Annotated in this window: 12 protein-coding genes; 3 read left to right on the top strand and 9 right to left on the bottom strand. The window is 69.3% G+C overall.

All coding sequences use genetic code 11. From position 1 onward, the window contains the following. Nucleotides 1-3: 3 nt before the first annotated feature. From Q0632_RS13990 to Q0632_RS13950, 9 genes are all read right to left on the bottom strand, one after another. Nucleotides 4-249, bottom strand: coding sequence for a hypothetical protein (locus tag Q0632_RS13990; RefSeq protein WP_298931052.1), 246 nt, complete (start codon nucleotides 247-249; stop codon nucleotides 4-6). An 83-nt stretch (nucleotides 250-332) separates the two neighbouring features. Further along, entirely contained in the window at nucleotides 333-1,028 is a 696-nt protein-coding gene (locus Q0632_RS13985; RefSeq protein WP_298931050.1) for a haloacid dehalogenase type II, read from the bottom strand. Next, nucleotides 1,029-2,012 carry a tripartite tricarboxylate transporter substrate binding protein gene (locus tag Q0632_RS13980; protein WP_298931048.1) on the bottom strand — a complete coding sequence of 328 codons (984 nt, stop codon included), beginning with the start codon at nucleotides 2,010-2,012 and terminating at the stop codon, nucleotides 1,029-1,031. A gap of 35 nt (nucleotides 2,013-2,047) precedes the next feature. Then, a complete protein-coding gene (locus Q0632_RS13975; protein WP_298931045.1) occupies nucleotides 2,048-4,063 on the bottom strand; it encodes a hydantoinase B/oxoprolinase family protein in 2,016 nt (671 codons plus the stop codon). Between the two features lie 10 nt (nucleotides 4,064-4,073). Next, on the bottom strand, nucleotides 4,074-5,309 hold the full coding sequence (locus tag Q0632_RS13970) for an FAD-binding oxidoreductase (RefSeq protein ID WP_298931042.1): 1,236 nt from the start codon (nucleotides 5,307-5,309) through the stop codon (nucleotides 4,074-4,076). Between the two features lie 21 nt (nucleotides 5,310-5,330). Next, nucleotides 5,331-7,487: a GspE/PulE family protein gene (locus tag Q0632_RS13965; protein WP_298931039.1), complete on the bottom strand. Its 2,157-nt coding sequence runs from the start codon at nucleotides 7,485-7,487 to the stop codon at nucleotides 5,331-5,333. Nucleotides 7,488-7,489: 2 nt separating this feature from the next. Next, entirely contained in the window at nucleotides 7,490-7,936 is a 447-nt protein-coding gene (locus Q0632_RS13960; protein WP_298931036.1) for a hypothetical protein, read from the bottom strand. After that, complete coding sequence (locus Q0632_RS13955) at nucleotides 7,936-8,835, bottom strand: prepilin-type N-terminal cleavage/methylation domain-containing protein (RefSeq protein WP_298931031.1); 900 nt, start codon at nucleotides 8,833-8,835, stop codon at nucleotides 7,936-7,938. The genes Q0632_RS13960 and Q0632_RS13955 overlap by 1 nt, the downstream gene beginning before the upstream one ends. Before the next feature lie 110 nt (nucleotides 8,836-8,945). Beyond that, nucleotides 8,946-9,488 (bottom strand): DUF4136 domain-containing protein, encoded by a 543-nt coding sequence (locus Q0632_RS13950; RefSeq protein WP_298931028.1) that lies wholly within the window; start codon nucleotides 9,486-9,488, stop codon nucleotides 8,946-8,948. A gap of 242 nt (nucleotides 9,489-9,730) precedes the next feature. On the opposite strand from Q0632_RS13950, the gene Q0632_RS13945 reads away from it, so the two are divergent. The 3 genes from Q0632_RS13945 (at nucleotide 9,731) to Q0632_RS13935 (ending at nucleotide 13,252) form a co-directional block, all read left to right on the top strand. Next, nucleotides 9,731-10,228, top strand: a complete 498-nt coding sequence (locus tag Q0632_RS13945; RefSeq protein ID WP_298931025.1) for a spore coat U domain-containing protein — start codon at nucleotides 9,731-9,733, stop codon at nucleotides 10,226-10,228. Nucleotides 10,229-10,237: 9 nt separating this feature from the next. Next, complete coding sequence (locus Q0632_RS13940) at nucleotides 10,238-10,930, top strand: molecular chaperone (protein ID WP_298931022.1); 693 nt, start codon at nucleotides 10,238-10,240, stop codon at nucleotides 10,928-10,930. A gap of 123 nt (nucleotides 10,931-11,053) precedes the next feature. Beyond that, a complete protein-coding gene (locus Q0632_RS13935) occupies nucleotides 11,054-13,252 on the top strand; it encodes a fimbria/pilus outer membrane usher protein (protein ID WP_298931019.1) in 2,199 nt (732 codons plus the stop codon). The last annotated feature ends 113 nt before the right edge of the window (nucleotides 13,253-13,365 follow it).

Genomic DNA, 13,365 nt, shown 5'->3' with positions numbered 1-13,365 from the left:
CGTTCAGCCCCTTTGCTTGCGCAGCGGATGCAGGCCATCGGCGATGCCGGGGCCGCTGTCGATGACGGGGTCCTCATCCTCGTCCTCCACGTCCACCGCCATCTTTTCGGGCGCGATGGGCAGCGCGGGGCGTTGGCCGACGTCGGGCTGGGGCGGCTGCTTGCCGTGGACCTTGGCCTGGGGGAACTCATGGTCAGGCGGCGGCTGCAAGACCTGGCTGAAGTGGGGGCTGGGATCGATCGGGCACATGGGGCACCTCCTGTCCAGCCATGGTGGGCGGGCATGTACAGGCCCGCATTCGGCGCAGGACGCCTTCCCCTGTCAGCCGGGTACTACAGACCCAACTGGTCCGCCAGCGCAGTGAGGCTGGCGCAGTGCAGCGAGTTCTCCGGCCGTGGCGCCACATCCTTAGGGCGCGTGGCGCCGAACTCCAGCGGCCTTTCGATGTAGGCCGTGCGCAGGCCGCAGGCGCGGGCGCCGGCCAGGTCGTCGTGGTGGGCGGCGACCAGGGCCACTTCCTGGGGCGCGAGGTCGAAGACCCTGGCCACGCCCAGGTAGGTGGCGGGGTCGGGCTTGTAGGCACGGAAGACCTCGGCCGACAGCACGCAATCCCAGGGCAGGCCGGCGCGCTTGGCCATGTTGGTCAGCAGGCCGATGTTGCCGTTGGACAAACTGCAGATCGTGTACCTGCGCTTGAGGCGCGTCAGGCCCTCCACGCTGTCGGGCCAGGGAGCCAGCCTGTGCCAGACCTTGTTCAGGTGCACGCGCTGCTCCTCATGGAGGCCTTCCAGGCCGAACTGCGGCAGGATCTGGTCCAGGATGATGCGGTGCAGATCGTCGATCCGTGTCCAGCCGAGCTCGCCGGACATCACGCGCGCCATTGCCGGCTTGTAGCCTGCGCGCCAGGCGATGGCGAAGGCATCACCATCGACCTGCGGATGCAAGGCCTGCATCTCGCGAACGATGCTGCCGTGCCAGTCGACCACCGTGCCGAAGATGTCGAAGGCCAGGACCTGGACGTCCTTCATTCAATCCACCTTGACATTGGCAGCCTTGATCACGCGGCCCCACTTGGGCACCTCGGCCTCGATCAAGGCCCTGAACTGCTCGGGCGTGCTGCCGCCGACGATGAAGCCCTGGCTGCCGAAGAACTCCTTGATGTCGGCGCTGTCCAGCGCCTTGACCGTCTCGGCGTTGAGTTTGGCCAGCACCTCGCGCGGCAGGCCGGCAGGGGCGAACAGCCCCTGCCAGGAGGACGCTTCGAACTTCTCCAGCCCCGGCACGCCGCTCTCGGCCAGGGTGGGCACCTCCGGCAGCATGGGATGGCGCCGCGCGGACGTCACTGCGATGGGCCGCACCTTGCCGGCCTTGATCTGCGGCAGCAGCACCAGGAAGTCGCCGAACATGGACTGCAGCGAGCCGCCCAGCATGTCGTTGAGTGCGGGCGCGCTGCCCTTGTAGGGGATGTGCGTGAGCTTGGCGCCGGTGGCCAGGTCGAACATCTCGGCCGTCAGATGCATGGAGGTGCCGTTGCCTGGCGTGCCGTAGTCCATGGGCTTGGCCTTGGCGGCGGCCAGGTAGTCCTTGACGGTCTTGATGGGACTGGCGCTGTTGACGGCCAGCACCAGGGGCGCCGACACCACCTGGCTGACGGGCGTGAAGTCCTTGAGCGTGTCGTAGGGCATCTTGGGATAGAGGCTGGCGGCAATCGCATTGCTGCCGGTCACGCCCATCAGCAGGGTGTAGCCGTCGGCCGGCGACTTGGCCACATGGTCGGCGCCGGTGGTGCCGCCGGCGCCGGGCTTGTTCTCCACCACCACAGGCTGGCCCATGGACGTGGCGAGCTTTTCGCCCAGGCGGCGCGCCAGCAAGTCGGTGCTGCCGCCCGGCGGGAAGGGCACGACGATGCGAATCGGCTTGGCAGGAAAAGCTTGGGCGAAGGCGGCCAGCGGCAGCGCCGCGAGCAGGCAGGCCGACAAGAGAGAAGCAAGATGGCGTCGATGCAGGTTCATGGGGACAGCCTCGAAGAAAGAAGACAAAAGCAGTCTCACGCAAATTGCGCGCCGGGCGCAGCGGGTTGACCCCAGCCGCCGCCGCCGGCGGTCTCGATGACCAGCAGGTCGCCGGCGCGCCAGGCGACGCGGGCCTTGGCGGGCAGTGGCTGCACGCTGCCATCGGCGCGCTCGATGCGCGCGCTGCCGCAAGCGCCGGGGCGGCCACCGGCCGCGCCCTGGGCCGGCGTGCTGTGGCGTTCGCCGCGGTAGGACACCAGGCCCTCGCCTTCGAGCAGGCGGTAGGCACGCAGCACGCCATCGCCACCCGCATGGCGGCCGGCGCCGCCGGAACCGCGGCGCAGCGCGACACGCTCCATGCGCAGCGGCGCCTGCGCCTCGATCACCTCGGCCGGTGTGCTGCGCGCATTGCCCACGTCGGTGGACACGCCCGAGCCACCGGCCGACCAGGGTGCGCCGCCGGCGGCCGAGGCAATGATCTCGGTGTACATCCAGCGTGCGCCGTCGCTGCGGCTGCCGCTGAGCGAGAGCACGACGGCCACACCGGCGTTGGGTGCGGGGCAGGCCTGCGGACTAGCCTGGGCCCAGGCGCCCAGCAGCGCATTGGCCAGCAGCTTGACCAGGTTGGTGCGCGCATTGACCGCGGCGGGAAAGGCCGGGTCGACCACGGTGCCGGGCGTGCTGCGCAGTTGCAGCGCCGCGGTGCAGCCGTGGTTACTGGCGGCCTGTGGCGCCAGCATGCGGGCGAAGTAGCTCACCGCCGCCCAGACCGCGCCGCGTGAGGCGTTCACCGGCCCCGCGGTCTGCGGCGCGCATTGCGTCAGGTCCACCTCCAGCTGCGCGCCGCGCTTGCGCAAGCATACGGCGATGCGCACGGGCGCGTCGCTGATGCCGTCGCCATCGAGCGCATCGTCGAAGCTGTAGTCGCCGTCCGGTGCGGCAACCAGCGCAGCGCGCACGGCTGCTTCGCTGGCGGCGATGGCGGCCTCGCACTGCGCGGCAAAAGCCTGCGCTCCTTGTGTGGCGACCAGGGTCTGCACCTCTTGCGCGCCCTGTGCCAGTGCCAGCCACTGGGCTTGCAGGTCGCCCGCCAGGTTGTCGGGCATGCGGCTGTTGGCGCGCAGCAATTGCGACAGCGGCGCGTCCAATGCACCGCCCGCATACAGCTGCACCGGGGGGATGCGCAGCCCCTCCTGGTGGATGGAGGTGGCGTTGGTGGGCACCGAGCCGGGCGTGCTGCCGCCCACGTCCTGGTGGTGCAGGATGCACGCGACCAGCACCTGCACGCGACCTTGCAGCAGCACAGGCCGCAGCAGCACGAAGTCCGGCAGGTGGGTGCCGCCGCTCCAGGGGTCGTTGCTCAAATAGCCGTCGCCCTCCCGCATGGCGCTGGCCGCAAACACATCCAGCAGGCCAGCCACAGCGGGCGCCAGGCTGCCCAGCAGCAAGGGCAGGCTGCGCGCCTGGGCCAGCATGCGGCCGTCGGGCAGGAAGACGGCGGCCGCGCAGTCCATGGCCTCGCGCACCACCGAGGAAACTGCGTTGGCGACCAGGCAGGCCTGCATGCGGTCGGCCAGGTCTTCCAAGGTGGCGGACAGGTCTTGCAGGCGCTGTGACTGCACAGCGCCTGCATCGGACAGAGCACCGCCCGCGGCCTGCACCGTGGCCACGCTGCGCTCGAACTCGCCGGACTGCGGCAAGACCGCGTGCGAGCACAGCACCTGCGCATGGGGAAAGGCCTGCTGCAAGCTTGCCTGCACCTGCAGCTCGTGCGCCGGATTGGCGTGGGCGAACAACAGGCAGACCGCGATGGCCTCGGGCGGCTGCGGCAGGGCCTGCAACTGCGCGACGAGATCGCTGCAATCGAGCGGCTGCGCCTCGCGGCCGGCGGCTTCGATCCGGCCTGCCACCTCGAAGCGCATCGCATCGGGCACGGCCGAAATCCACAGCGACGGCGGCACATGGCGCGCGTAAGGATCGGCGCGGTTTTGCCGGCCCAGCGTCAACACATCGGCGAAGCCTTGCGTGCAGACCAGGGCGACGCGCTTCACTGCAAGACCCTCAGAAGCGCTCGGGGCTGAAGGGCCGCAGGTCCACCTGCGGCGCGCGGCCGGCCACCAGGTGGGCGATCTCGCGGCCCGTGCTGGCGCCGCCGCACATGCCCACATGGCCGTGGCCGAAGGCCAGCCAGGCGTTGGCGGTGCGCGGCGCGCGGCCGATCACCGGCAGGCTGTCGGGCAGGCAGGGCCGGTGGCCCATCCAGCGCGTGCTGCGTGAGATGTCCAGGCGCGGGAATATCTCGCGACCCTTGTCCAGCAACACATCGGCGCGGCGCCAGTCGGGGCTGGCCGTCAGGCCGGCGAACTCCACGCTGCCGGCCAGCCGCAGGCCCATGGCCATGGGATTGACCATCATGTTGTACTCGGGCGCCATCACCGTGTGCCGCAGCGCCAGGTTGTTGCTCTGCACCGTGACGTGGTAGCCGCGCTGGGTTTCCAGCGGCACGTCCAGGCCCAGTGAGTGGGCCAGCGGCGAGGACCAGGCGCCGGTGGCCACCACCACGCCATCGCATTCCAGAGCGCGGCCATCGCCCAGGCGCACCGCCGTCACGCGGTCGCCCTGCTGCTCGAAGCCCAGGGCAAAGCCGGCGATGTCGTCGGCGCCGTCGGCCACGCACTGCGCGTGCAAGGCCTTCACCAGGGCCTCAGGATCGGTGGTCGAGCCGTTGTCCGGCGCCAGCAGGGCGTAGCCGAAGCGTTCTGCCAGGTCGGGCTCCAGCGCCTGCAACTGGGCGCCGCTGACCTCCTGCAGTTCCACGCCCAGATTGCGGCGCAGGTCCATGCCCCACTTCCAGCGCGCCGCCGAGGCGTCCGATCCATAGACGTAGAGACAGCCGGTGCGGCGCACCAGGTGCTGCGCGTTGGCATGGGCCAGCAAGGGGTCGTAGCTGTCGAAGATGGGCGCCAGCAGGCCACGCAGGGCGCCGGCGATGCGCACCACTTCCTCGCGCGAAGAGGCGCGCAGAAAGCGCAGCATCCAGGGCAGGACCTTGTGCAGATAACGCGGGCGGATGCGCAGCGGGCCGTCCGGGTCGCGCAGCCAGCCTGGCACCTGCTTCCACATGCCTGGCATGCCCACCGGCAGGCAGGCGCTGGGCGAGAGCGAGCCGGCATTGCCGAAGGAACAGGCCTGGCCCGGCGGCAGCGGCGAGACGAAGGTAATGCGGTGGCCGTCGCGCTGCAACCAGGCCGCCGTGCAGGCGCCGACGATGCCCGTTCCCAACACGATGATATGCATGCTTACAGTGTAGCCAAAGCCTCAGCTGCTCAGCGCATACTCGATCTGCTGGCCCAGCTGTGTGATGCTGTGCGGTCGCGGGGCCAGCAGGACGCGCGCTTGCTGCCGGATGTACAGATGGAATTCCTCGTAGCCGGGGTGCTCGAAAAACAGCCCTGGCAAGAAGGTGCCCCCCATGCTGGCGCGCAGCTCGAACATCGCGCGCATGCGGTCCGGGCGCAGCTGCTCGAGATCGATCACGGCCAGGCCGAAGTCGGCATCGTCCTGCATGATGGCGCGCACCTCGTCCTCCGTCGCTGCCTCCACAATCCGCCACCCCAGCTGCTGGAACCAGTCTCTCAACACTTTGCGCCACTTCTCGTCGCGCACCATCAGCATCGCGGCGCCGTGGTCTTCGGCCGGCGCTGGCAGCCCGCTGGCGCGGATGGCCTCCTGCGGCGCGGGCGTGCCGAAAGCCATGGCCGCGTCACGCCAGAAGTCCGTGCCCATCTCGCGCAACACCTCCTCGACCGAAGTCTGGCCGCGCCGCACGCGGTCCAGCGCGCTTTCGGCCAGCGTGCGCATGCCCTGCTGGCGCGCCAGCGCGCGCACCGCGCTCAGCGGCGCGCCGTGGTCGAGCAGGCCGGCGACTTCCTGCGTCACCGTGAGCACCTGCATGAAGCTGCACCGGCCCTTGTAGCCGCTGCCGGCGCAGGCCCCGCAGCCGACAGCGCGCAGGCTGCCCTGCAGGCCGGCATGGGCCATCAGCCAGCTTTCGGCGGGCGTCCAGGGCGCCTGCGCCGGCCTTGCGCACCTGGGGCACAGGGTGCGCAGCAGCCGCTGCGAGATCACACCGCGCACCGCCTCGGCCGCCAGGTTGGTGTCCACACCCAGCTTGCCCAGCCGGGGCAGCACGCTGACCGCATCGTTGGCATGGATGGACGCGAACACCAGGTGGCCGGTGATGGCGGCCTGCATGGCGATGCCGGCGGTTTCAGCATCGCGGATCTCGCCGATCAGCACGATGTCGGGGTCCTGCCGCACGACCGAACGCAGGGCGTTGACGAAGTCCAGGCCGGCGCGCGGATTGACTTCGATCTGGGCCAGCATGGGCATGCGGATCTCGACCGGGTCCTCCACCGTGACGATGCTCAGATCGGGATCATTCTTGGCATTGAGCACGCTGTACAGCGTCGTGGTCTTGCCCGAGCCCGTGGGGCCGGCCACCAGCACCATGCCCATGCTGGCATCGACCAGGTGCTGGACCTGCCGGCGCTCCACCTCGGGCAGATCCAGGTCGTCCAGTTGCAGCACGCTGTGGCCGCCCAGCAAGCGGATCACCAGCTTCTCGCCGCCGCTGACGGGCAGCGTGGAAATGCGCAGGTCCAGCATCTTCTTGTCCAGGAAGGCGCGGGCGCGGCCATCCTGCGGATGCATGCGGTCGGTCGGGTCCATGCCCGCCACGGCCTTGACGCGGGCGATCAGGCGCTGCAGCACATCCAACGGCAGGCGGCCCGCCTTGCGCAGCCGACCGTCCACGCGCATGCGCACCAGACCGCTGGCGCCCAGCGGCTGGGCATGGATGTCGCTGGCCTGGTGCAAGATGGCCTGGCGCAGCATCATGTCGCACAGGCGCACCACCGGCGCATCGGAGCCGCGGTCCTCCACATGGAACTCGCCGCCGCCCAGGCCCTGCCCAAGCGTCCCTTCCGCCGCGGCAATACTCCTGGCGGAGCCGACGCCGCCGCCGATATCGTCGAGCAGGCTGTCGCGCGCGCGGCGGATGTCTTCCGGCGGCGCGATCACCACCTCCACCGGCATGTCACTGGCAAAGCGCAGGCGCTCCAGCAGGTCGGGCACGGTGGGATTGCAGACCGCGATCACCAGATAGCCTTCTTCCTTGCGCACAGGCACCGCATAGACGTTGCGGGCGGCCGGCGCACGCAGCCACGCCACCGCTTCCGGCGAGAGCAGCGCGGGCAGGGACTCGCTGCGCAGGCCGGACTGGCGCGCCACTTCCTGGGCCAGCTGCGCCGAGCTCAGGCCACAAGTCAGGGCGACGGTGTGCCAGGCCTCTTCCAGCGCCGGCGGCAGCACCGGCAGGACCGCATCGGCGGGCCGGATGCGCCGCATGACGCGGTCCAGCCAGGCCACGCCGTCCCCGGACGGGGACTGCGCGGACGCAGAGGAGGAAGCCATGGTCACGGCGCCTTTGTCAAAAGCAGCTGCCCGTCGCTCAGGCGGACCGACAGCTCGTAGCCTTCCGGCGTGCGCCGGTACTCGACGCTCACGTCCAGCGGCAGGGCCGAGCCCAGGTTATCGGGGTAGCCTCCGTGCAGCCGGACATGGTCGGCCAGCGATGCGCTGACCAGGGAGAGCAGCGCGCGCCGGCCCTGGTCCAGGTCCGTGACGCTGGGCGCCGGCAGTGGCCGCAGGTGCTGCCACGCCACCAGACCCACGGCCAGCATCAGCAGCGCCCCCGCGCCGCCATGCAGCCACCAGGCGCGCCACAGCGGCGCCGGCCCCGGTGCGCGCAACGCCTCCCGGCCCGCGTCATCGCGCACGGCCTCGCGCTGCGCGCGTTGGACGATGGCATCCCAGCCAGCTGGCGGCTGGCCGTCGGGGTCGCGCTCAGGGGGCTGCTGCATCACGGCGTGGGCGGCTTGTTGATCTGCAGGGTCGGCTTGCCGCCGTCCCACTGGACCGGCGGATTGGTCGGATAGTAGTAGACAACCTCGCTCACGGCGAGCTTGCAGCCGGTGACAACCTCACCCCGGCCGGCCTGGGCGCTCAGGCCCCGCAAGCTGAAGCTGGCCTTGCCCCCGGCCAGATTGCCCTGGTCGGTCCAGTTGCGCTCGAAGGGTTTGCCGTCCCAGCCGGTGACGCTGAGCGTGACCTGGATGCGCACGCCGGCGTTCACGCCCGTGAGCAGCTGGCCATCCGAACCATAGACCGACACCGTGCCCTGGCAGGTCCAGCCTCCGGTCCCGTCCAGCGTGGCGGCGCCCTCCCACCCCGTCGCCGGTCGGGCGCTTGCCGCGCCGGGAGCCGCCCCATCCACCAGCGGAAACGCCAGCTGGCCCGACGCCAGCCAAAGCTTGTCACCGGCGTTGTAGGGCAAGGCCCGGGCCAGCTCACGCAGGCGCCTTTCGTCGGCCGGCGGCGTCAGGTCGGCGATCAGACCGTAGCGGGCAGTTTGCGGCGACGAGGCGAAGAAGCCGGCCGGCGCGCGGATCAGCAGCAGGCGGATGCCGCCCGGCTCGCTGAACGCCGCGTCCGCCACGACCTGCAACTGGGGCGGGGCCTTCCCAGGCTTGGCATCGCGCTGCAGGTTGCGCTCGCCGGTGGCATCCTCGACCTGCACCGAGGTGGCGATCTGGTCGATCTGGCTGAGCAGCTGCGCGAGTTGGGCCCGCTGCACATAGTCGCGGTACACCGGCACAGCCACCACAGCCAGGGCCGCCACGATGGCGACCACACCCATGACCTCGATCAGGGTGAAGCCCGCGGAGGGCTTGCGGGGCGGCTGGCGCAGGGGGGTCAACATCGCTTTTCAGTGGACCTGGACAGTATGGTGCGGCTCACCCAATGGCACAGCCCTTGCAAACCCTGAGCGGCCGCCAGCAGGCCCTGATCCGCCGCAAGCTCACTTCAGAGTCACTTCGCCGCCGCGGGCTTGGGCGGGAAGTCCGCAAACAGCTGGTCGAGCGATGCCTGCAGCAGCGCCGCCATCTTGTCCGGGTTGTCGGGCAATACACCGCTGGCGTGGCCGCGCCAGATGGCGCGCTTGGTCGAGGTGTCGAACATGTCGACCACCAGGGTGCCCACCTCGTAGGTGTAGACCGATGTGGTGGCCATGCCGGGGCCGGCGCCGTAACCGTAGCCGCGCCAGCCCATGCCGTAGCCCATGCCGCTGTAGTAGGTGGTGTAGTCCTGCTTCTCCTGGGCGGTGACGTTGGCAGCGATGCGGACATCACCGCTGGGCGACAACGTCCAGCCCTTGGCCTTGAGCCTGGCGTCGATGCCGTCGACGATGCGCTGCTGCGCCAGTGGCGAGCCGCCCGTGGGCTTGCTCAGCCAGCTATAGGTTTTGTAGCTGCTGAAGGTGGCGGCGGGATCGAAGTCGGTCTTGACGGTTGGTGTGCTGGCGCAAGACGCCAGCAAGGCGGCGAGCGACACAAGAATGAGGCGATGCAACATGGGGGCTCCTTTCGTCCTGGCGTCCTGGCAAAAGGCTGGGAACCGGCGGCAAGCCTACATCAGTTCGGCCCCTCAGCGGCATGGCCGATGCCGCGGTGATCGTTTGGGCGACGGACAGCGCTGGCAGCGCCTGCCGGCATCAGGGTTAGGGCCATCGCCCAGGGCCAGTTCTTGCTTGGACTGCCCGTGGTCATGGCCCTATACTGCAACTGAACAATTGGCAACATTTGCTGGAGGTGAAGATGATGAGACGGCATCTGGCGGTTCTTCTGACGCTTGGCTTGTTGCCCTGGACCCATGTCCATGCCCAGCAAAACACCGCCAACACCAGCTTCCGGGTCTCGGCGCGCGTGAACGCGGTGTGCGACATCAGCGCCAGCAACCTTGACTTCGGCGTCTACAGCGCCCAGGGCGCCAGCCCGCTCCAGGGCACGACCTTGCTGCGGGCGACCTGCACGCCCAACACCAGTTACCAGATCGGTCTGAACGAAGGCACTTCACCGGGCGCGACCGTCACCCAGCGCAAGCTGGCGTCGGCCGCGGCCAATGTGCTGAACTACCAGCTTTATTCTGACTCGGCGCGCAGCACCGTCTGGGGTAACACGCCCGGCTCGGACACCGTGACGGGCACGGGCACGGGCCTGGCGCAGGACCACACGGTCTTCGGGACCATCCCCGCCGCCCAGACCGTGCCGTCGGAAGAGTACGTCGACACCATCACGGTGCGTATCTACTACTAAGGAGCCTTGATGCTGCGCACCGTTTTTCTCTGGCTGTCCCTGCTGATTTGCTGCGCCGCGCAGGCGGGCGGTTTCGCCATCGTGCCGCTGCGCGTTGAGCTGGGCCCCAACCGCGCCAGTTCGTTGAGCGTCACCAACACCGACGAGGCCAAGACCTTCGAGGCGCGGGCGGTCCGCTGGACGCAGGCCAACTACGACGACACCTACACGCAGACCGACGAACTGCTGCTCGCGCCGGCGACCTTCCGCCTGGAAAAGGGCGCGTCGCAGGTGGTGCGCGTCCAGCTCAACCGGCGGCAGGACGGCGCCGAGCACGCCTACCGCATCTTCATCGACGAAGTGCCCGCTGCGCAGGAGATCAAGGCCAACTCGCTCAAGACCATCGTGTCGATGGCGATCCCGGTCTTCGTCGCGCCGGCGGCCGGCCCCGTCCTCAAGGGCGAGGCCGCGCTGTCGGTGTTGCTGGTGAAGGACGAACTCCAGGTCCAGATCCGCAACACCGGCAAGGCCAACCTCAAGCTGCGCGAATGGACAGTGACTTCCCCCAAGGCCGGCGAACTGCTCAAGGTGCCGTCGGCGGCCTATGTGCTGGCGGGCAACACGCTGACGAGGAGCTGGCCGCTGAAGATGCAGGCTGACGGGCCACTGAAGATGCAAGTCACCACCGACCGCGGCACCTTCACGACCGACGTCAAACGCTGAAGCCGTGTGCGACACCCGGCTGCGTTGACGGCGGCGGCCCTCGCCGCTCCGTTGCTGGCCGCGCATGCGCAGACCCCACAATGCCAGGCCGGCGCAGCGCAAGCCTCCGCGGCGGCAGCGCTCTTGGTCCAGCCCGTCGTCAATGGCCAGGAGCGCGAGGTGGCTGCCGTGCGCTTCCTGGGCCCCGCCGGCCCGCTGTACATCGCTGAGACCGATGTCGCGCAGTGGGGCATTACCCCGGGCCAGCTGGCCTTGCAGGATTTTTCCGGCGCGCGCTGGTTCTGCGCCGAGAGCCTGAGCCTGCCCTACAAGCTGGATGCCGCGGCGCTGACCCTGGCCCTGGACTTTCCGCTGGAGATGCTAGGCGGCACCAACGCGTCGCTGTCGGTGGAAGACAGCGTCCCGGTGAGCTATGCACCGGGCGGCTTTCTCAACTACGACCTGCGCTGGGACCGCAGCGCAGGGCTGTCGACGCTGGGCGCCAACTGGGAGCTCGGGGCGTTCTCGCGCCTGGGCCTGTTCACCTCCAGCTTCTTCAGCGGCGACAACGGCCGGAGCACCATCCGGCTGGACACCACGTTCCGGCGTGACGACCCGCGCAGCGTCACCAGCACGGTGGTGGGTGACACCATCACGCGCTCTGGCAGCTATGGCGCGTCGATGCGCATCGGCGGCCTGCAGTACCAGCGCAATTTCGGCACGACGCCACTGCTGATCACCTACCCCACGGCGGACGTGTCCGGCACGGCCGCCGTGCCTTCGACGGTCGACGTCTACATCGGCAACGCCAAGGCCTATTCGGCACCGGTCAAGCCCGGTGCGTTCTCGGTGTCCAACCTGCCCGTGCCCGTGGGCGCCGGCAATGTGCGGGTGGTGGTGCGCGACGTGTTCGGCCAGGAATCGACCGCGATCGTGCCCTATGTGCGCTACGACTCGATGCTGCGGCAAGGCCTGCATGATTTCTCCTACGAGGTCGGCCTGCTGCGACACGACTACGCCATCCAGAGCAATGTCTACCGCGACTGGGCCGCCGTCGCCACCCACCGCTATGGCGTGACCGATCGCCTGACCATCGAGGGGCGGGCCGAGGGCATGGCCGACCGCGCCAATCTGGGCGGTGTGGTCCAGGCCACGGTGCCCGTGCTGGGCCTGGTGGGCGTGGCGGCGGCCGCCAGCAGCGGGCTGGGCAGCGGCGCGCTCGCCAAGCTGTTCTTCCAGCGCACCGAGCGCAACTGGAGCCTGGGTGCCGCGGCGGAGCAGCGCAGCCCCGATTACGTGGACATCGCCTACGAGCCCGGCCAGATCCGCACCCTGTCCGTGCGCCAGTTCTCGGGCTCCATGCGGGTCGGTGAGCGGCAATGGCTCAACGCGCTGTGGCTGCGCAGCACAGACACGACTGGCGAGTTCAATTCCGCAAGCCTTGGCTGGACCATCTCGCTATGGCGCTCGTCCACGCTCAGCGCGAATGTCTCGAAGTTCTGGGGCACGCAGACGGCGAACAAGGTGTTTTCCCTCACACTGGCGCTGCCCTTGGGCGACCGCGACTTCGCCACAGCCTCCGTCGAGCGGCGCAGCGACGCGGCCAAACCCGACGTGCTGCTGGAAGTCAGCCGCAACCTGCTGGAGACCGACAGCTTCGGCTACCGCGTGCTGGCCGGCGAACAGACCGAGGCGCGGCGAGTGGAGCTCGGCGCCTTCCTGCAGACCGGCTTCGGCCAGTTCGGCGTCGAGGCTTCAGAATCCTTCGGAACCCAGGCCACTCGGGCCTTTGTGCGCGGCGGCGTGGCAGCGGCCAGCGGCGAATGGCGGCTGTCGCGCTACCTCGACCAGGGCTTCGCGATCGTCAAGGTGGCGGACTTTCCGGACGTGCGGGTCTACAGCAATGGCCAGCCGGTCGGCGCGACCGACAACCAGGGCGTGGCCGTCATCCCGCGGCTGTCCGGGTTCCTTCCCAGCGCCATTTCTTTCCAGGCTGAGGACATTCCACTGGAAGGCTCGTTCGGCGCCAGCAGCAAGTCGGTCAAGATCGCCAGCCGGATGGGCGTGTTGGTGGACATGGGCGTCGCGCGCAGGCTCTCGGCCACACTCACGCTGATGGAGGCCAGCGGCCAGCCCGTGCCGGCCGGCGCGACGGTACGCATTGGCGAGGCCCAGGAGGACTTTCCGGTGGCGCGGCGCGGCCGGGTGTATGTGAGCGGCCTGGCCCGCGGCAAGCCCAATGCCTTGCAGGTGACGATAGGCGAGCGCTCATGCCGTGCGAGCGTCGAACTGCCGGCCGATTTCGCGTCAGGTGCGACGCTGGGGAACTTCACATGCCAATGACGCGCCATTTTCTGGCGACTTGTTGCATAAGATGCGCTGGGGCTGCCTGATCTGGTCTGGGGCGACCGTGCCGTCCATGGGAGTCAAAGCGATGAACGTTCCGCCGCCACGAA

The sequence above is a fragment of the uncultured Ramlibacter sp. genome, from assembly GCF_936925435.1.
Lineage (GTDB): Bacteria > Pseudomonadota > Gammaproteobacteria > Burkholderiales > Burkholderiaceae_C > Ramlibacter.
This window is presented reverse-complemented; position numbering and strand designations above follow the sequence as displayed.

Bases quoted from the DNA above. Each gene is read 5' to 3' on its own strand.
- Q0632_RS13990 (WP_298931052.1), bottom strand. From the start codon at position 249: ATGTGCCCGATCGATCCCAGCCCCCACTTCAGCCAGGTCTTGCAGCCG.
- Q0632_RS13980 (WP_298931048.1), bottom strand. From the start codon at position 2,012: ATGAACCTGCATCGACGCCATCTTGCTTCTCTCTTGTCGGCCTGCCTG.
- Q0632_RS13940 (WP_298931022.1), top strand. From the start codon at position 10,238: ATGCTGCGCACCGTTTTTCTCTGGCTGTCCCTGCTGATTTGCTGCGCC.
- Q0632_RS13960 (WP_298931036.1), bottom strand. From the start codon at position 7,936: ATGCAGCAGCCCCCTGAGCGCGACCCCGACGGCCAGCCGCCAGCTGGC.
- Q0632_RS13955 (WP_298931031.1), bottom strand. From the start codon at position 8,835: ATGTTGACCCCCCTGCGCCAGCCGCCCCGCAAGCCCTCCGCGGGCTTC.
- Q0632_RS13965 (WP_298931039.1), bottom strand. From the start codon at position 7,487: ATGGCTTCCTCCTCTGCGTCCGCGCAGTCCCCGTCCGGGGACGGCGTG.
- Q0632_RS13970 (WP_298931042.1), bottom strand. From the start codon at position 5,309: ATGCATATCATCGTGTTGGGAACGGGCATCGTCGGCGCCTGCACGGCG.
- Q0632_RS13945 (WP_298931025.1), top strand. From the start codon at position 9,731: ATGATGAGACGGCATCTGGCGGTTCTTCTGACGCTTGGCTTGTTGCCC.
- Q0632_RS13950 (WP_298931028.1), bottom strand. From the start codon at position 9,488: ATGTTGCATCGCCTCATTCTTGTGTCGCTCGCCGCCTTGCTGGCGTCT.
- Q0632_RS13985 (WP_298931050.1), bottom strand. From the start codon at position 1,028: ATGAAGGACGTCCAGGTCCTGGCCTTCGACATCTTCGGCACGGTGGTC.